Origin of the sequence: Propionispira arboris (genome assembly GCF_900109225.1) — a bacterium.
GTDB classification, from domain to species: Bacteria; Bacillota; Negativicutes; order Selenomonadales; family Selenomonadaceae; genus Propionispira; species Propionispira arboris.
Map to the genome: position 1 here is coordinate 30,989 of NZ_FNZK01000025.1, position 18,392 is coordinate 49,380.

Sequence of the window (18,392 nt, forward strand, 5' to 3'; positions counted from 1 at the left end):
TTCTTATTATTTTTATCGGATTTGTAAGAAATAGAAATATATTTTTAAAAAGATGCTTCTTTTATCTTGCTGCTTTAATTTCCGTCCAAACACGATCATATGCGGCGATATTTTTTGCTAAATCATCAAACACTTCGGTATTTTTCAGTATCTCATCTGATGGATATGCTGCTAAATCCGTTTGTATCGATTCCGCCAGCTGTGCTTGCGCTTTTGGCAGTGGTGTTGCATAGCCAATATATTCAGCATTTTTCTGGGATACTTCCGGTCGTGCCAAATAATTGATAAATTCTTCCGCTTCAGCTTTGTGTTTTGCGCCTTTCGGAATCACAATCGAATCAAACCATAAATTCGTACCTTCTTGTGGAATAGCATATTCAATATCAGGGTTTTTATCCTTAATAAACATAGCATCCCCTGACCAAACGACAGCCATGGCAGCTTCGCCCGCAATCATTTTGTCTTTGACTTCATCGACCACATAAGCCAATACAAGTGGTTTTTGCTCAATGAGTTTCTCTTTGGCTTGTTTTAGCTGCTCAGGATCACTTGTATTTAAGGAATAACCTAGCATTTTAAGCGTAATACCGATTGAATCGCGTGGGCTATCCAGCATTAATATCTGTTTTTTATATTTTTCATTCCATAAGATACTCCAGCTGTCAACAGGATCTGTGACCATTTTTTTATTATAAACAATGCCTACAGTCCCCCACATATAAGGCACGGAATACTCATTTTGACTATCAAATGGTAAATTTTTAAATTTAGCATCAACATTTTTATAATTCGGCACCTTCGAAAAATCAATTTTCTCCAAAAGTCCTTCATTGATCATGCGTTTAATCATATAGTCCGATGGAATGACAACATCATAATCACTACCGCCCGATTTGACTTTTACATACATATCTTCATTCGTTGCAAAGGTATCATAAACAACATGTATCCCGGTTTCTTTTTCGAAATCCTCTAAAACAACCGGATCAATATAGTCTCCCCAATTATAAACTTTCAATTCCCGCTGAACTGTCTTTTCCCCGCCGCAGCCAACAAGCATAACTCCTATCACCAAGCACAATGCAGATATCATTAAAAATTTTACGATTTTGTTCAAATTTATAGCCTCCTAATTCATTTCTGTTTTGGTAATTCTTTTATTAACGATAAGCAATAACAATAAAACGGCACCAAACAACAACGTCGATAAAGCGTTAATCGTTGGATGAATACCTCGCCGTGCCATCGAATAAATCAAGATGGAAAGATTATTAACACCCGATCCTGTTGTGAAAAAACTAATAACAAAATCATCAATCGATAAAGTGAACGCAAATAACAAACCAGTTATAATACCTGGCATGATCTCTGGAAAAACGATTTTACGAAATGCCACGCGCGGTGTTGCGCCAAGATCAAGGGCCGCTTCGTAAAGGCTATGGTTAAATTGCTTTAATTTTGGCAAAACCGCTAAAACAACGTAAGGAACATTAAAAACGATATGTGCTAACAGTAGTGAGAAAAAACCCAGTTCAAACTTCACAAAAATAAAAAGGAGCATAAGTGAAATACCTGTAACGATATCGGGGTTCAGTACTGGCAGATAGGTAAGATTCATCACAATATTTTTTTGAAAAGGCTTCATGTGATAATAAATTGCCAAAGCTGCCACAGTCCCGATGATTGTGGCTAGTAGTGAAGCAAGTACAGCAATCGATATTGTATAATACAATGCATTTAAAATTTCACTATTATGGAAAAGCTCCGCGTACCAGCGTAACGTAAAACCATCCCAGCTTCCTCGCGATTTTGAATCATTGAACGAGAAAACAATTAAAACTACAATCGGTGCATAAAGGAAAAGATATATACTGCCCGCATAAAGTTTTTTGATAAGGTTCATCAAAAAAACATCCCCCCTTCATTTTCTTTTTCATACCGCGACATAAAGCCCAAGCTTAATAAAATTAGAACAAGCATAAATACAGAAAGAGCTGAACCAAAGTTCCAATCTCCTACTGCTAAAAATTGTTCCTCAATTAAATTTCCAATCAGTGTATATTGCCCTCCACCCAAAAGCCTTGAAATAACAAAGGTCGTAACGGCCGGCATGAAAACCATGAGAATTCCCGCATAAACCCCAGGCAAACTCAAAGGAAACGTAATCTTTATAAAAGCCTGCCAGCGCGAAGCCCCTAGATCCTCAGCCGCTTCAATGAGATTTTTATCCATTTTCATCAAAACAGAATAAATTGGCAAAATCATAAAAGGCAAGAAATTATATACCATACCCAGCACCACCGCATAATCTGTATATAAAATATTAACGACAGGTAAATGCAGCGAAGTAAGTATGATATTAATAAGACCTTTCCGCTCAAGTAATGTCATCCAGGCGTAGGTGCGCAAAAGAAAATTCATCCACATGGGAATTACAATCATTAAGACCAACATGGAACGATATTTTAGTTTCGTACCAACAAGAATCATTGCCATCGGATAGCCAATCAGAAAACAAAGGATTGTACTGAGTCCTGCCAAATAAATTGAATGCCAAAAAACTCCCAGATAAATTGGATCAACTACGCGCTGCATTGCAGTAAGTGTAAATTCTCCTGTTGGCGAAGTAAACGCGAAAAAAACAATCAAAGCTAAAGGGATAACCGTAAAAAGAGCCATCCAGATATGATATGGATACGTAAGCCATTTTTTCCCCATCAGCTCTGCACCTGCTTCATTACATGGATCTCATCCGGACCAATGCAAAGTCCAATTTCAGTTTGAGGCATTGCCATTTTGGTACTATGAATCAACCAGCTGTAACCATCGTCCATCGTGGCTGCCATCTCATAATATACTCCTTTAAAGGTAACAGTCTGTACAACAGCTGTAAACATCCCCTGTGCTGTGCTTACAACCTGTATATCTTCCGGACGAACAACAATATCTACCATTTCATTTATCGAAAAACCACTGTCAACACAGGGAAATTCATGTCCGGCAAAAAAACTTCGATAATCGGCGATCATTCGTCCAGGCAGAATATTGCTATCACCTATGAAATCTGCAACAAAGGCATTTTTCGGTTCATTATAAATATCTTCCGGTCGGCCAATCTGTTGTATTGTACCATTATTCATTACAACAATGGTATCGCTCATCGTCAATGCCTCTTCTTGATCATGTGTTACATAAATAAAAGTGATTCCTAAACGCATCTGAATTTTTTTAAGTTCGCTTTGCATCTCACGCCGTAATTTCAAATCAAGTGCACCTAATGGTTCATCCAGCAACAAAACTTCAGGCTCATTGATCAACGCCCGTGCAATTGCAATACGCTGCTGTTGTCCGCCACTTAAAGAATCAATACTACGATGTTCAAAGCCTGATAAATTAACCAACGCCAGCATATCCATTACACGATTTGTTATCTCTTTTTGATGAACTTTTTGAATTTTAAGACCAAAAGCTATATTTTCAAAGACATTCATGTGTGGAAACAGAGCATATTTCTGAAATACGGTATTGATTTTTCGTTTATAAGGCGGCCATAGACTTATATCTGTATCAGCAAAAAACACACTGCCTTGTTCAGCTTGCTCAAATCCGGCCAAAATGCGGAGCATGGTCGTCTTTCCACAACCACTCGGCCCCAGCAATGTTAAAAATTCATTTTTTCTGACATGCAGAGTAATATCATTTAATATTTTATTATTTTCAAATGATTTACTAATGTGATCCATCTTAATAAGTACTTTTTTTTCCAATTTTATAATCTGCCCTTTCGCTTAGAAACTCGGTAGTGATACAATCCAGAAATCTTTATCCACCTAAATAAATCATATTTTACAATTAAAGTCAATAGAAAAACAGGTAGTCACAATATTCCCCAATATCATAACTACCTGTTTCTAAAAAAAATCGAAACCAAGTTAGGCTGGCTGTATAAAAGAATATACAGATTATAACTTATTTATAATATTTTACCCCAGCTTCAAAAAGTTTTTGGTCTTTTTGACCCGGAATATTCATACAGACACCATTACCGATTCGCTCAGAATGCCCCATCTTACCTAGAATACGTCCGTCCGGGCTTGTAATTCCTTCAATAGCTTCGGTTGATCCGTTCGGATTAAAAGGTATCGTCAGGGCTGGATTTCCTGTAAAATCAACGTATTGCGTAGCAATCTGTCCGTTGGCACGAAGTTTTGCCACAATATCCGGTGATGCTACAAAGCGGCCTTCACCATGAGATACGGCAATCGTGTGTACATCTTCCACTTGAACATTATTGAACCAAGGAGAAAGGTTCGATACAACTTTTGTATTGACCATACACGAAATATGGCGCCCAATCTGATTATGGGTAAGGGTCGGGGTATCAATCGTTAAATCCGTGATTTCACCATATGGAACGAGCCCTAATTTAATTAGAGCCTGAAACCCATTGCAAATCCCCAGCATAAGTCCGTCTCTTCTTTTTAATAAATTCATAACTGCTTCTGCTATGCGCGGATTACGGAACATTGCTGCAATAAATTTACCGGAACCATCTGGTTCATCCCCCCCGCTAAAACCACCTGGCAGCATAACAATCTGCGACTGCTTGATACCTTTAACGATAGCTTCAACAGATTCCTCTACCGCAGTTGCCGTCAAATTGCGAATAACAAGTGTTTCAGCTTGACCGCCGGCCTTTTCAAAAGCTTTTACTGTATCATATTCACAATTCGTCCCCGGGAATACCGGAATAAAAATACGCGGTTTTGCATAAGAATCTTGACGAGATACCTTATTGCCAACTTTATAAAATACAGACTTAATACGTTTTGCATTGGCATTTTCTTTCGTTTTAGTCGGGAATATTTTTTCCAAGGTCCCCATAAAAGCCTTTTCTACTTTTGCAATACTAATAATACTGTCACCACAAATGATATTTGGTAATTCAATCGTCGTCCCGAGTTCATAATAACCTGTACCTTCAAGCGATTTTTCCGGATTTGCATCCAGTGTAAGTTCAAGAATTACTGTACCATAGTCACAAGCAAACAAAGTATCATTCGTTACTTTCGGTGTGAATTCAAAACCAATACGATTTCCTAATGTCATTTTGCTGATAGCTGCTGCGACACCGCCATTGCGTACACTATGAGCTGACAAAATTTTGTCTTTTTTACTCAAGGCGCTAATGCAGGAAAAATTATGCTTCAATCCTGCAAAATCTGGTAGATCATAAGCGTCCCGCACTGCCGGCACAATATAAATCTTGCTGCCAACGTTTTTAAATTCTGGTGAAACGGCTTCTTGGGCCTTTAGAATATCAACTGCAAAAGCAATCAAAGAAGGTGGTACACTGATATCCATAAATGTACCCGACATTGAATCCTTCCCACCGATAGCCGGAATACCAAATGCATGCTGAACTTGCAAAGCACCTAATAATGCACTGAATGGTTTTCCCCATTTAACACTATCTTTACCAAGACTTTCAAAGTATTCCTGCAGCGTTAAACGAATCTTATCATAACTTCCGCCTAATGCAACCATTTTTGTTACAGCTTCAACCACTGCATAAACAGAACCATGAAATGGGCTCCACGCCATTAAATGTGGATTAAAACCATATGTCATAGCCGTCGCTGTTGTCGTTTCGCCAGACATAACCGGTAATTTTGCTACCATACCTTCAGCAGGAGTCAATTGATACTGCCCGCCAAATGGCATAAGAACCGTATTGGCACCAATGGTAGAATCAAAACGTTCAGCCAGCCCTTTTTGACTGCACACGTTAAGATCTTTTAAATTGTCCAGCCAAATTTTTTCGACATCAACGTTTCCATCAAGCAAGGATTCATAACTTTGTTTAAAATAATTTTTTGTTTCATCCGGCAGATTAATTTTTATATTGATATGTTGCTTTACACCATTCGTATTTAAAAAAGCACGGCTTAAATTCACAATTGCTTTGCCACGCCATAACATCATAAGTCTTGCATCGTCGGTTACATTGGCTACAACCGTAGCTTCCAGGTTTTCCGCATCAGCATAAGCAATAAACGTTTTAACATTTTCCGCTTTAAGCACCACGGCCATACGTTCCTGTGACTCTGAAATCGCCAGTTCAGTGCCATCAAGACCATCATATTTTTTTTGTACTTGATCCAGATTAATGACAAGTCCGTCCGTTAATTCGCCAATTGCTACTGCAACACCACCCGCACCAAAATCATTACAGCGTTTTATCAATGTGCTTACTTTAGGATTTCTAAACAACCGTTGAATTTTACGTTCGGTTGGTGCATTCCCCTTTTGAACTTCAGCACCACATAATTTGAGTGAATCCTGAGTATGTTCTTTGGATGAACCAGTGGCTCCGCCGCAACCATCACGACCAGTCTTACCGCCGACCAAAACAATCACGTCACCAGGATTTGGAACTTCACGAATTACATTGCATTTTGGTGCAGCGGCAATAACAGCCCCTACTTCCAAACGTTTAGCAACAAAATCCTCATGATAAACTTCACTGACCTGCCCTGTGGCGAGTCCAATCTGATTGCCATAAGAACTGTAGCCATTGGCCGCACCTAAGGTAATTTTCTTTTGCGGCAGTTTACCTGGCATTGTTTCCGAAATAGCTTTTCTTGGATCAGCCGCCCCAGTTACACGCATTGCCTGATAAACATAGGAACGCCCTGAAAGCGGATCACGAATTGCACCGCCCAGGCAAGTTGCAGCTCCGCCAAATGGTTCAATTTCAGTTGGATGATTATGAGTTTCATTTTTAAACATAACCAGCCAATCTTCGTTTTTTCCATCAACATCCGCATTCACAACAATACTGCAGGCATTGATTTCTTCCGAGACATCAAGATCTGCTAATTTCCCCATTTTACGCAGCTGTTTCATGCCGATTACAGCAATATCCATAAGTGTGATGTCACGCTCTTTCGCACCATATACAGACTCACGATCTGCCAAATATTGTTGATAGGCTGCTTTTATTGGTTCAGCAAAATACCCTGCCTCAATATCGACTGCCTCAACTTTCGTCATAAAAGTCGTATGACGACAATGATCAGACCAATACGTATCAATAACTTTAATTTCACTTATGCTTGGATCACGCTTTTCCGTATTACGAAAATACGTTTGACAAAACTTGAGATCTTCAAAACTCATCGCAAACCCATGTTCATCCATAAATTTTTGAAGATCCAGATCCGTTTTTTTGATAAAGCCGGTCAAAATTTCGACATCAGCTGGAATATCCGCTTGTAAATTCAAAGTTGCTGGTTTGCTCAGCACGGCCTCGCGACTTTCTACTGCATTGATACAATAGTCTTTGATTTTTACAAAAGCATCATCATCAATTGATCCTACAAGTATGATTACTTTTGCTGTCGTAATAACAGGGCGCTCTTTTTGCGTAATAAGCTGCACACATTGTGCTGCCGAATCCGCCCGTTGATCATATTGGCCTGGTAAATATTCTACCGCAAACATGCGTGAATTGGTAAATTCAGGTAATATTTCATCATAGACGACATCTACCGTTGGTTCAGAAAAAACAAGATTTCGGGCCTTCATGTATTCATCATCGCTAAGACCTTCAATATCGTAACGTTGGATGATGCGTACTGCTTTTAACCGGTCAAGGCCAAAACTTTCCTGTAAATCAGCGCACAATGCCTGTGCCGGTATATCGAAAAACCCTTGACGTTTTTCTACATAAATTCTTTTTACACTCATTAATTCATAATCCTCCAACTCTTCGCTTGCAGTAAAATCCTTTTTTATATGGTTCCTTTAACCTTTGGCATGTTACGGCCATAAAATATTTCTGCCATTTCTTTTTTTAAACGCTGCTTGATTTTTTTCTTTTCACCATTTAATAATTCCTGTTTTGGTGTACCAAAAAGATAATTATCAAGATCAAACTCCCGGAGTAACATCTTTGTATGGAAAATATGTTCCTGATATACATTAACATCTATCATCTGATATTGATTACGGGTGTTCGGCTCAATAAAGTTCTGAATCGAATTAATTTTATGGTCAATAAAATATTTTTTCCCATTCACATCACGTGTAAAACCTCGTACACGATAATCTGCCATAACAATATCAGAACAAAATGATTTCAATAAATAATTTAATGCCTTAAGTGGTGATATTTCGCCACATGTCGAAACATCAATATCGGCTCGAAAAGTCGTTATCCCCTGATCCGGATGACTTTCCGGATACGTATGCACTGTAATATGGCTTTTATCAAGATGGCAGACCACATCGCCTGTTTCGACCGGACCTTCAGAAATCAGCATTGTCACACTCGCTCCCTGGGGGTCATAATCCTGTTTGGCGATATTTAAGATATTTGCACCAATAATATTAGCAACCTCTGTCAAAATGTTCGTTAAGCGCTCGGCATTGTACTCTTCATCGATATACTCGATATATTCTTGCTTATGTTCTGCCGTTTTTGCATAACAAATATCATACATATTAAAGCTCAATGTTTTTGTTAAATTATTAAAACCATAAAGTTTTAGCCTGTTTGTGCTTTCCATTTACTCCACCTTACTATTTATTTCATAAACTTTTATTTCTCTATTATAATTCTATAATACGTCAACTGCAATTTTAATTACTACTTTTATTACAGATTCAGGTTTTTCTACGCAAGAGCAAGGTCGATGGACATCCTGCGGATACAAAATTGCATATACCCCTTCTTCTAAAAGCAGATCACTTTCCGGAATTAAATTCTTATAAAAAATTGCATCTTTTTCCGCCAGACAATCTTCTTCAACCGTAATAAGTGACGTGAGTGGACACCAGCCCATATATTCTTGTCCCTTGGCAACATATTGAATATCAATATATTTCGCATGCGTCTCGGCGCGACAATCTTTGACAGCACGAGTTTGATACTTTTGCACCATCGCATAAATTCGTTTTCCATCAATTTCATAAGTTCCCGGTTCCATCGCCGCACAATCATTTTCTTTTAAGAATCTCATGGCTTTTTTTATCGCTTCTGGATATGGGTACAGTTCTTCTTCAAAATTTTCAATGTGTCCAATGATCATGAAAACAACCCCTTTTTTATTATATATAATGTATTAAATAAATGATATCCAGCCTATTAGGCTGCCATATAAAATATTTAATGCAACTTATATAGCTATAATATTTTTAAAATATTGTTGAATAGTATTTCCGCCTATGGTATTATTTTATACAAATATACAAATATACGCAATGATTGGAGAAGTACAAATTTAAATTCTTTTTCAGAGAGACGATAGTTGGTGTGAATCGTCAAGATTAAATTTGGAAAGCTGTCCAGGAGTGGTGGGCTGAACAACTCTTAAGTAGGCCTTACCGTATGCCGGCGTTAACGGCTGTTAAGTGAGCTTTATAGCTAACTAAGGTGGTACCACGGGAACAACAGTCCTCGTCCTTTTTATAGGATGAGGGCTTTTTTCATTTATTTATAAAATACAAGGAGTGAAAAACATGCGAGAATTATTAGAACTATTAGAACATGATGCACGAAGACCAGTGAATGAATTGGCGGCCATGCTGCATCGATCAGAATATGAAGTTGAGCAACAAATCAAACAACTAGAAAAAGACAACGTAATCTTAAACTACAATACTCTGATCAACTGGGAAAAGTTTGGTGACGATATGGTCACCTCAATCATTGAAGTCAATGTAACACCGCAGCGTGAAGTCGGTTTTGATGCCATTGCCGAACGAATTTATCGTTTTGATGAAGTCCGCTCACTCTATCTTATGTCTGGTAGTTTCGATCTTCTGGTAATTATTGAGGGCAAATCCCTTAAAGATATCTCCAATTTCGTCTCTACACGACTGGCTACTATTGAAGGTATCACGAGCACCCGCAGCCATTTCATGCTCAAACCGTATAAAAAAGACGGTTCCATTATTGATGATCAAGAATGTGATCGCAGACTGGTGGTCACACCATGAACTGGAAAAACCGCATATCACCAGCCGTCAATGCAATTGCACCATCAGGCATACGTAAATTCTTTGATATTGCAGCTGAAATGGAAGATGTCATTTCACTTGGTGTTGGTGAACCCGATTTTGTAACCCCCTGGTCAATCCGTGAAAGCTGCGTTTATGGTCTTGAACAAGGTTATACATCCTATACATCAAATCGCGGTCTGCTTGAACTACGCCAGGAAATAACGAGTCTCATTGAACGCGAACACCAAATAACCTATGATCCAAAAAAAGAAGTTCTTGTGACAGTGGGAGTAAGTGAAGCACTCGACATTGCCATGCGTGCTGTTTTAGCCCCGGGCGATGAAGTTCTGATTCCTGAACCATGTTATGTTTCATATAAAGCCTGTGTCACCCTTGCAGGAGGCAAAGTCATCAGTGTACCAACAAAAATTGAAAATGAATTCCGTATAACAGCCGAAGAACTCACAGACTATGTTACACCAAAAACAAAAGTACTTTTAATTGGTTATCCAAATAATCCAACGGGTGCTGTTATGGATTATGAAACACTAGAAAAAATTGCTAATTTTGCTGAAAAACATGATTTAATCGTAATTTCCGATGAAATCTATTGCAATCTCATTTACGCAAATACAAAACATACCTGCTTTGCATCACTCGATAAAATGAAAGACCGAACAATCTTACTCAATGGTTTTTCGAAAGCTTATGCTATGACTGGCTGGCGGATTGGTTATGCTCTTGCCAATCCAGTCATCATCTCAGCGATGACAAAAATTCATCAATACACCATACTTTGTGCACCGATCACCGCACAAATCGCTGCGATTGAAGCCCTAAAACATGGTGAAAAATACATGAAAAAGATGGTTTCAGAATATGATAAGCGCCGCCTTTTGATTTTAGATGGAATGCGAAAAATCGGACTTGAATGTTTTGAGCCAAAAGGTGCCTTTTATATTTTCCCCTGTATAAAAAATACAGGTCTGACTTCTGAAGAATTTGCGGAAAACCTACTGCGAGCTGAGCGCGTAGCACTCGTTCCAGGCAATGCGTTTGGGGATTGCGGCGAAGGTTTTATTCGCTGTTCATATGCTACCTCTGTACCCAAAATTTCCGAGGCACTCGTACGGATTGAAAACTTTCTTAAAAATCATGTATATCGATAAATAGACTACAAAAAACTAGCAGTGGAGCTGAACAGCTTTCGTTCAGCTCCTTATTTATTTACCGCATTTAAACTTTAAATTTTTTAACCTCACTTTGACTTGTGAAATCTCATCGCGAGCATCCACGCTCAGCTGATCCTGACGAAGAGCACTCTCATTTAGAACACTTCATTTTCATTCACCATAAATTTTATAAAACAGTATCTATTGCAAGGATATATTGATTTCGATCCGATGTCCGCTTAAATCCATATCAATTGCTAAATACTGTTCACTACTGATTTTGACCACAAAATTATGACCAACTGATAAACTCGGTGTAGAGATATCAACATCATACCCCAGTGTTGCCAAATTCGTCGCAGCATTGGCCGTAAGCATATTTGACAGCTCTGATATAGCACTTTGTGCCATATCATTGAATTCATCGACGGGCATTCCCATCATCATTGTGGAGGCAATGTACTTTGCTGTTTCTTCTGACATATTATAAGCAACATTACCGCGAATCTGTTTTGTAAAACCAACTAATACTGTTACACCCAAACTTTGTGCTGATTTATCCTTCACGGATACCTTTTTTCTGGTAATATCTTGAAAACCGATTTGCGGCATCACCGTCATAAAAGCATCTATAAACGGGTTTACAAATTTTGCATCCATTTTCCTATTCTCCCTCCGCAAAACCAATATTCATTTTGAAATCACCTAAGCGTGTACTCGCTGTAATATTAAACGAAGTAAGCTTAGGATTCACAATACGGATTCTATGTCCACAAATCGTTCCCGGGGGAGTAATGCGCATTTCTTTATCTTTGCAAATATCATTAATCATTGATACACTTCGCCCAACAATGATATTCGCTGATTCTTCCACGCTGTCACTCGCCTCCTCTTCCGACAAATCTTCTTCTTCACCCATCCCCAGCATGATTTTCGAATATCGATTCATCGTTTGTGTATCCATATGCAAGATAGCACGCCCCATTGGAACACCCGTCAAACCAATAATGACGGCAATACCGTTCACATCGAGAAAATCATCTTTATCCAGCTCAAGATCAACTTTACTATGCAGTCCCGCCAAACTAAATAAATTTTTCTGCAAGACTTTTATAAATGGCTTTACATAGGATTCTCTGAGTACATCTATTGAATTTTCGGTTGATTGGCAAACCATCTGTAAAGTATCAATCAATTCATTCGCATTAATTGGTTTTTGTAAAAAAGAATTGATCCCCACATTACGGCCACGCATCATCAAACTTGCATCTTTCATTGCACTAATCATCACAATTTTAGCATTGGGATTGATTTCTAAAATTTTCCGACTGCACTCAATGCCATCCCCATCCGGTAAATTCATATCCATAGTGACAACATCGGGATTTAGCGAACGATATTTCTCTACAGCCTCCATACTGTTTTTGGCATAATCACAAATTTGAAACGTTGTTCTTGACAACACGCTTGCCATCATAATTCGGCTGACTTTCGAATCATCAACTACCAGAACCCGAATTTTTTCCACTAAAACTCACCTTCTTCTAATTATATTCCTACTTAGCCTACTTACATGTAAAATTAAACATTACACAAAAAACTCCTGCATCGAAACAGTCTTTTTCAGTAGAAAGCAAAACAGAACGAAATGGCTTGAACGATAAGATAGTAACAACGAAAAAGAAGCTCTCTCAAAATAGATTCTACAAGATCTATTTTGAAAAAGCCTCTTTCGTGTCTGCACACGGTGATGAAGCTATTACTTTTCATCCATAATAGCTTTATCACCTTCTTCACCAGTACGGATACGAACAGCATTTTCTACATCGTAAATGAAAATTTTTCCGTCCCCCGGTTCTCCTGTTTTTAAAACTCTTTGCGCTGCTTCTAAAACATCTTTCACCGGAACTTCGCAAATCACCGTTTCAATTTTCACTTTTGGTACAAGATTAATAGAATATTCACGCCCCCGATATACTTCCTTGTGTCCTTTCTGCAAACCACATCCATATACCTGACTAACAGTCATGCCTTGAACCCCAATTTCATTTAAAGCTTCTTTCAATTCTTCTAACTTATTAGGTCTTGTAACAATATCAATTTTAGTCAATTTCCGCATATGCCCCACTCCTTTTTTATATTATAGCAAACTATGAATTGAAGTCCAATTAAAAATTAAGTAATACTTAGATATAGAGAAGGAGGGGATATGCCCCTCCCATTGATCACTCCATATAAAAGATCGAAAGCTTTATCTATATCCTTTATTTTATATCAGATTCTCCTGCATGCAAATTTTGCTGCATAGCCATAGCTGAACCATCCGACGTATCAAAGAAAGAACTACCAGCAACAAAAGACTGTGCATACCCTCTTTCACCATGTTCGGATAAATCAAGACCAGAAACTTCTTCATCTTCATCTACTCTAACTTTCATAAAGAGACCTACAATCTTAATTAACACAAAAGAACCAACGATGGCAAGTACATAAGCAACCACAATCGAAATAAGCTGTGCAACAATAAGATCGGAACTGCCGTAAAATAAACCATCCGCACCAGCCGGATTCACTTTAGTAGTCGCCCAAAGGCCAGTAGCAATCGCACCCCATGTACCACCAATACCATGAACCCCAAAAGCATCTAATGAATCATCATAGCCAAGCTTTGCCTTAACAATGGCAACAGCAAAATAACATACAACGCCGCCAACTAAACCAATAATAACAGCTGGAAGCGGTTCAACAAAGCCAGCTGCCGGTGTAATGGCAACCAAACCAGCTATACAGCCACTGACTGCACCCAGAATCGTCGGTTTGCCATTATGAAACCATTCAGCCACTACCCAGGAAAGCGTTGCAGCAGCCGCTGCTGCTTGTGTTGTAACAAATGCATTGGCAGCCAGTGCATTTGCGCCCAGCGCACTGCCGGCATTAAAACCAAACCAGCCAAACCAAAGCAGCGAAGCCCCAAGAACTGTCATTGGTAAATGATGTGGCAGCATCGGTGATTTACCATAGCCACGTCTTTTTCCAAGCATCAAACAAATCGTAAGTCCTGATACCCCTGAAAGAATATGAATAACAAGTCCGCCAGCAAAATCAAGAGCCCCCAGCGATGCAAGAAAACCACCGCCCCATACCCAATGTGCCATTGGATTATAAATAAAGATAGCCCAAAGAAGAATAAACATAACAAATGCCGGGAATCTCATACGTTCAGCAAAGGCCCCCGTTATCAGTGCCGGCGTAATGACCGCAAACATACATTGGAAAGCAACAAATGCCAATTCGGGAATTGTCCCATTTGTTAAAACATTAAGTCCAACACCAGCCAGACCAATTTTGTCAAGATTACCAATAAATCCATTAACATCTGTACCAAAAGCCATTGTATAACCAATTAATATCCATTCAACTGAAATAAGTGCAACAATAAAGAAACTCTGCATAATCGTTCCTAATACATTTTTACTTCGAACCATACCACCATAAAAAAACGCTAATCCTGGTGTCATAACAAAAACTAATGCAGCACTAATAAGTACCCAAGCTGTATCCCCTGTATCAATTGTTGCTTTTGCTGCATCGTCTGCCGCCAAAGCAACAGGAGCTATAAGAACTACCAACATTAATGTCGCTAATATCGTCGACCATATCTTCTTCATTTAAAACCACCCTTTCTTTTTTGAAAAAATAATAAAAGAAAAAACGCCTTATTTCATCACATAATCTTTCGATTATCTAACAAAACAAGACGCCTTTGTCTTTATAACGGACCAATATAAAATTTAAAATTCCAGTTCCTCCTTTGTCAGCAAAATGATCAAAAACAGAAAAAGCCTCCTCAAAGTAAATCTCTGCGAAGGCTTCATTGCCTAAAACATTTTGTTGATGTTGTTATTATATACATATCAAGGTTTAATGTCAATATCAGAAAAAATTGTATACATGTATACGCACTAATCCTAAAAGTAATGGGAATCTATGTGCAGTATGAATAGTAATAGCTGCCAATAGAAAAACATACTATAAAAAAGTTATATATTGCTTTTTCCCAAGCGCTTCAAAATAGTTCTGGCAACATAAATGCCGCTGGCTCCAGCCTGTGACAGGCCCCGCGTCACGCCTGCACCGTCACCAATTGCAAAAATATTTTTAAGCTTCGTTTCAAGTTCTGGTGAAAGCTTTAATCTTGAACTATAAAATTTAACTTCAACACCATAAAGAAGCGTATCATCATTCGCCGTTCCCGGTGCAATATGATTCAAAGCCTGAATCATTTCAATAATATTATCAAGATGTCGTTTTGGCAAAACAAGACTTAGATCACCCGGCGTTGCTTTTAAAGTCGGTTTCGTAAAACTTTTACCCAAACGATGTTCATTCGTCCGTCGGCCTTTTAATAGATCACCAAATCGCTGCACAATAATACCACCGCCCAGCATATTTGAAAAGGATGCAATCCGTTTTCCATATTGATGCGGTTCATTAAACGGTTCGGTAAAGCGATTGCTTACCAATAAAGCAAAATTTGTATTTTTACTATGTAGTTTCGGATCACTATAGGAATGACCGTTAACCGTCATGATGCCATCTGTATTTTCCATCACCACATGACCTTTAGGATTCATACAGAATGTCCTCACAAGATCGCCATATTGTTTCGTGCGATAAACAAGCTTTGCTTCATACACCTCATCCGTAATATGATTAAATACTTCAGCCGGTACCTCAACCCGCACCCCTACATCGACTTGATTATTCAAAAGCTCAAGCTTTAAGCGTTTGCATTCATCCGTAAACCACTCTGATCCAGCGCGTCCAGGTGCCGCAATAAGATATGTTGCTTCAATCACGTCACCAGTTTCAAGCTTTACCTTACACTGTCCATCCATTTTTTCAAAAGAATGAACGGAGCACTCAAATAGGAATTTAACTTTATCCTTTAAATATTCATACGTTTGCTCCAGCATTTTGAGATTGTTTTCCGTTCCCAGATGACGAACTTGCGCATCGAGCAGATGTAAATCATAAGCAAGCGCTTTTTGCCCTAAAGAACTATTTTTTGTGCTAAAAACTTTTGTTGGTGCACCATGGCGCAAATTAATTTGATCAACGTAATCAATCAATTCCAAAACTTCCTCATCCGGCAAATAGTCATTGAGCCACCCGCCAAACTTCGTCGTAAAATTATATTTTCCATCAGAATACGCGCCGGCGCCGCCAAAGCCACGCATAATACTACAAGGTTTACAATTAATACAAGTTTCTACTTTTTTTTCAGCAATAGGACATTTACGATGATAAATGTCTTTACCAGTTTCCATGACAACTACTTTTAGTGTTGGATTTTTTGTAATCAGTTCATAGGCGGCAAAGCTTCCCGCAGGACCAGCTCCAATAATTGCTACATCATAATGCTGCTTCATTTTATCAACCCCTTAGCTTTTCACATTCCACTTTGTATTATATCGTATAATACAAGCCGTATCCATAATTTGCCTCAACAATCCTGTAAAATCCTAGACAAAGAATGAAACTTCTTGATTTATATAGTTTATATTAGCTATAATATAAACTATGTTTATGAAGGAGGATTTTTCTATGATGACAAATAATATTCCCATCATCCTGGCCTTTGCCCTGTATTTAGGCTTAATGATGATGATCGGTGTCTATTTTTATCGCCGGACACGAAATATGTCCGATTATATACTCGGTAATCGCAAACTTGGTGCCTGGGTAACATCACTCAGTGCCGAAGCATCCGATATGAGTGGCTGGATGCTCATGGGACTACCAGGCTATGCTTATATGGCCGGACTGAGTGCTGGCTGGATTGCACTCGGACTTGGCCTTGGTACATGGGCAAATTGGCAATTTGTTGCCGCGCGTCTGCGTAAATATACAGAGCTCGCCGATAACGCCTTAACGTTGCCTGATTTTTTCCAAAATCGTTTTCATGATAAGACAAACCTGCTTCGCATTATTCCAGCAATCTTTATTTTAATTTTCTTTATTATTTACACCTCCTCTGGTTTTGTTGCCGGTGGAAAACTATTTAATACGATTTTTGGAATTCCCTACACATATGCCATATTTCTCGGAGCATTCGTTGTCGTATTTTATACACTTGTAGGTGGTTTTATGGCCGTATGCTGGACCGATTTCATTCAAGGAGTAATGATGTTTTTTGCAATTATTATTGTTCCGTTGGCTGCAATCTACGCCGTAGGTGGATTTACCCTAACGTATTCTGCTCTTTATATGATAAACCCAGAATATTTTAATCCATTCCATAATGCCGACGGTTCACCATTTACATTTATCGAGTTAATTTCACTGCTTGGCTGGGGCCTTGGTTATTTTGGTCAGCCGCATATCTTAGTACGCTTCATGGCCGTTAAATCTTCGGCTGAAATCAAACAAGCCACCCGTATTGCCATGACTTGGGTAATTTTTTCTCTGACAGCCGCGGTCCTGGTTGGCCTGGTCGGTAAAGTATTTTTAACTACCGGGCTTACTGGCAGTGACTCAGAAAAAGTTTTTCTCGTAATGACCGATATGTTATTCTCGCCATTTTTTGCTGGTCTTGTTTTATCTGCGGTCCTGGCCGCTATTATGAGTACTGCATCCTCTCAGTTACTGGTTGCCGCCTCAGCTTTCGCGCAAGATTTCTATAAAGCTATGCTTCATAAAAAATCGAGTGAAACCGAACTTATTTGGGTTGGCAGATTATCCGTTATCATGATTTCAAGCATTGCCATTTATCTAGGGCTTAGTCCAGATAATTTGATTCTAAATATGGTTGCTTATGCCTGGGCTGGCTTTGGTGCTGCCTTTGGACCAGCATTATTAACATCACTTTTTTGGCGCCGCACAACACGAAATGGTGTTTTAGCGGGTATTCTCGTCGGTGGGCTAACCGTTTTAGTCTGGAAACAATTTGCCTGGTTTGGTCTATATGAAATGGTCCCTGGCTTTTTCTTGTCGCTGCTCACAATTTATCTTATAAGCAAACTGGATAACGAACCAGCAAAAATAATTACTGATATGTACGATACTGTAAAACATAGTAAGATTTAATTAAAAATGGGGGCAGTTGCTAAAAGCATACTGCCTCTATTTTATTAATTTACAAAATTATCCTATATTCTTTGCACATAAAAAGCACAAATGTTATACTATTTATAAAAGAATAAGAACCAT

The 18,392-nt window shown here is 38.7% G+C and carries 15 protein-coding genes and 1 other annotated feature; of the genes, 3 read left to right on the forward strand and 12 right to left on the reverse strand.

Annotation, left to right across the window (positions count from 1 at the left end; genetic code table 11):
- Positions 1-61: 61 nt before the first annotated feature.
- From BMY14_RS18685 to BMY14_RS18715, 7 genes are all read right to left on the reverse strand, one after another.
- Entirely contained in the window at positions 62-1,117 is a 1,056-nt protein-coding gene (locus BMY14_RS18685; protein ID WP_091835280.1) for an ABC transporter substrate-binding protein, read from the reverse strand.
- A gap of 12 nt (positions 1,118-1,129) precedes the next feature.
- The gene (locus BMY14_RS18690) at positions 1,130-1,903 is read right to left on the reverse strand and encodes an ABC transporter permease (protein ID WP_019554904.1); all 774 of its coding nucleotides are present in this window, start codon (positions 1,901-1,903) and stop codon (positions 1,130-1,132) included.
- Complete coding sequence (locus BMY14_RS18695; RefSeq protein WP_091835283.1) at positions 1,903-2,718, reverse strand: ABC transporter permease; 816 nt, start codon at positions 2,716-2,718, stop codon at positions 1,903-1,905. The genes BMY14_RS18690 and BMY14_RS18695 overlap by 1 nt, the downstream gene beginning before the upstream one ends.
- Positions 2,718-3,767: an ABC transporter ATP-binding protein gene (locus BMY14_RS18700; RefSeq protein ID WP_218144934.1), complete on the reverse strand. Its 1,050-nt coding sequence runs from the start codon at positions 3,765-3,767 to the stop codon at positions 2,718-2,720. Before BMY14_RS18700 ends, BMY14_RS18695 begins: the two co-directional genes overlap by 1 nt.
- Before the next feature lie 202 nt (positions 3,768-3,969).
- Positions 3,970-7,752: a phosphoribosylformylglycinamidine synthase gene (locus BMY14_RS18705; RefSeq protein WP_091835286.1), complete on the reverse strand. Its 3,783-nt coding sequence runs from the start codon at positions 7,750-7,752 to the stop codon at positions 3,970-3,972.
- Between the two features lie 44 nt (positions 7,753-7,796).
- Positions 7,797-8,573: an adenosylmethionine decarboxylase gene (gene speD, locus BMY14_RS18710; protein WP_019554900.1), complete on the reverse strand. Its 777-nt coding sequence runs from the start codon at positions 8,571-8,573 to the stop codon at positions 7,797-7,799.
- Positions 8,574-8,624: 51 nt separating this feature from the next.
- Entirely contained in the window at positions 8,625-9,095 is a 471-nt protein-coding gene (locus tag BMY14_RS18715; RefSeq protein WP_091835289.1) for a NanQ anomerase/TabA/YiaL family protein, read from the reverse strand.
- A gap of 163 nt (positions 9,096-9,258) precedes the next feature.
- Positions 9,259-9,474 (forward strand) — a binding site (T-box leader).
- 51 nt (positions 9,475-9,525) lie between these two features.
- Between BMY14_RS18715 and BMY14_RS18720 the strand changes: the two genes are divergently transcribed.
- Both BMY14_RS18720 and BMY14_RS18725 read left to right on the forward strand, forming a co-directional pair.
- Positions 9,526-10,005: an Lrp/AsnC family transcriptional regulator gene (locus tag BMY14_RS18720; RefSeq protein WP_019554898.1), complete on the forward strand. Its 480-nt coding sequence runs from the start codon at positions 9,526-9,528 to the stop codon at positions 10,003-10,005.
- The gene (locus tag BMY14_RS18725) at positions 10,002-11,177 is read left to right on the forward strand and encodes an aminotransferase class I/II-fold pyridoxal phosphate-dependent enzyme (RefSeq protein ID WP_091835292.1); all 1,176 of its coding nucleotides are present in this window, start codon (positions 10,002-10,004) and stop codon (positions 11,175-11,177) included. Before BMY14_RS18720 ends, BMY14_RS18725 begins: the two co-directional genes overlap by 4 nt.
- Before the next feature lie 204 nt (positions 11,178-11,381).
- Here the strand turns inward: BMY14_RS18725 and BMY14_RS18730 are convergent, their stop codons facing one another.
- The 5 genes from BMY14_RS18730 to BMY14_RS18750 form a co-directional block, all read right to left on the reverse strand.
- Positions 11,382-11,840 carry a chemotaxis protein CheX gene (locus BMY14_RS18730; RefSeq protein ID WP_019554895.1) on the reverse strand — a complete coding sequence of 153 codons (459 nt, stop codon included), beginning with the start codon at positions 11,838-11,840 and terminating at the stop codon, positions 11,382-11,384.
- A gap of 4 nt (positions 11,841-11,844) precedes the next feature.
- Positions 11,845-12,708, reverse strand: a complete 864-nt coding sequence (locus tag BMY14_RS18735) for a response regulator (RefSeq protein ID WP_091835295.1) — start codon at positions 12,706-12,708, stop codon at positions 11,845-11,847.
- Positions 12,709-12,939: 231 nt separating this feature from the next.
- Positions 12,940-13,299: a P-II family nitrogen regulator gene (locus tag BMY14_RS18740; RefSeq protein ID WP_019554893.1), complete on the reverse strand. Its 360-nt coding sequence runs from the start codon at positions 13,297-13,299 to the stop codon at positions 12,940-12,942.
- A gap of 145 nt (positions 13,300-13,444) precedes the next feature.
- On the reverse strand, positions 13,445-14,848 hold the full coding sequence (locus tag BMY14_RS18745; protein ID WP_091835298.1) for an ammonium transporter: 1,404 nt from the start codon (positions 14,846-14,848) through the stop codon (positions 13,445-13,447).
- 372 nt (positions 14,849-15,220) lie between these two features.
- On the reverse strand, positions 15,221-16,612 hold the full coding sequence (locus BMY14_RS18750; RefSeq protein ID WP_091835301.1) for an NAD(P)/FAD-dependent oxidoreductase: 1,392 nt from the start codon (positions 16,610-16,612) through the stop codon (positions 15,221-15,223).
- Between the two features lie 178 nt (positions 16,613-16,790).
- On the opposite strand from BMY14_RS18750, the gene putP reads away from it, so the two are divergent.
- Positions 16,791-18,269 carry a sodium/proline symporter PutP gene (gene putP, locus BMY14_RS18755; RefSeq protein ID WP_091835337.1) on the forward strand — a complete coding sequence of 493 codons (1,479 nt, stop codon included), beginning with the start codon at positions 16,791-16,793 and terminating at the stop codon, positions 18,267-18,269.
- Positions 18,270-18,392 lie beyond the last annotated feature (123 nt).

Excerpts from the sequence above, each read along its gene's own strand:
- BMY14_RS18695 (WP_091835283.1), bottom strand. The coding sequence starts at position 2,718 with ATGGGGAAAAAATGGCTTACGTATCCATATCATATCTGGATGGCTCTT.
- BMY14_RS18745 (WP_091835298.1), bottom strand. The coding sequence starts at position 14,848 with ATGAAGAAGATATGGTCGACGATATTAGCGACATTAATGTTGGTAGTT.
- BMY14_RS18690 (WP_019554904.1), bottom strand. The coding sequence starts at position 1,903 with ATGAACCTTATCAAAAAACTTTATGCGGGCAGTATATATCTTTTCCTT.
- BMY14_RS18705 (WP_091835286.1), bottom strand. The coding sequence starts at position 7,752 with ATGAGTGTAAAAAGAATTTATGTAGAAAAACGTCAAGGGTTTTTCGAT.
- BMY14_RS18730 (WP_019554895.1), bottom strand. The coding sequence starts at position 11,840 with ATGGATGCAAAATTTGTAAACCCGTTTATAGATGCTTTTATGACGGTG.
- BMY14_RS18740 (WP_019554893.1), bottom strand. The coding sequence starts at position 13,299 with ATGCGGAAATTGACTAAAATTGATATTGTTACAAGACCTAATAAGTTA.
- BMY14_RS18720 (WP_019554898.1), top strand. The coding sequence starts at position 9,526 with ATGCGAGAATTATTAGAACTATTAGAACATGATGCACGAAGACCAGTG.
- speD (WP_019554900.1), bottom strand. The coding sequence starts at position 8,573 with ATGGAAAGCACAAACAGGCTAAAACTTTATGGTTTTAATAATTTAACA.
- putP (WP_091835337.1), top strand. The coding sequence starts at position 16,791 with ATGACAAATAATATTCCCATCATCCTGGCCTTTGCCCTGTATTTAGGC.
- BMY14_RS18725 (WP_091835292.1), top strand. The coding sequence starts at position 10,002 with ATGAACTGGAAAAACCGCATATCACCAGCCGTCAATGCAATTGCACCA.
- BMY14_RS18715 (WP_091835289.1), bottom strand. The coding sequence starts at position 9,095 with ATGATCATTGGACACATTGAAAATTTTGAAGAAGAACTGTACCCATAT.
- BMY14_RS18750 (WP_091835301.1), bottom strand. The coding sequence starts at position 16,612 with ATGAAGCAGCATTATGATGTAGCAATTATTGGAGCTGGTCCTGCGGGA.